The sequence below is a fragment of the Corynebacterium sp. HMSC071F07 genome (genome assembly GCF_001810285.1).
Taxonomy (GTDB): Bacteria; Actinomycetota; Actinomycetes; order Mycobacteriales; family Mycobacteriaceae; genus Corynebacterium; species Corynebacterium simulans.
Window position 1 is genome coordinate 1 of the sequence record NZ_KV800693.1, and the last position, 298, is coordinate 298.

1 pseudogene is annotated in these 298 nt (G+C 53.0%); it reads left to right on the forward strand.

What is annotated here, in order from left to right:
* Window positions 1-67: 67 nt before the first annotated feature.
* Window positions 68-298: pseudogene (locus tag HMPREF2724_RS01650) on the forward strand (ATP-binding protein); the annotation flags it as partial.

Genomic DNA, 298 nt, shown 5'->3' on the forward strand with positions numbered 1-298 from the left:
AGGTGGCCGATGCCGTCTTTATCCGGCCTGCTGACCACTACGAAAACTAGAAGGAGTGTGAAAAATCATGAGCAGCATCGACGACGAGATTGTGCGGGCAAAAATGCGCAAGCTTCGCGTATCGACCTTCGCTGACATCTTCTACGAGGTTGTCAACGACGAGGCCTATGCGGATGCGCTACCAGAAGACATTTTCCTCGCTGCAGTCGAAGAAGCCTATACACAACGCCAACAGCGCAACATTGCCAAGGCCATCACCCAGGCTAAATTCCGATACCCGGATGCAAGCCTGGCTGAA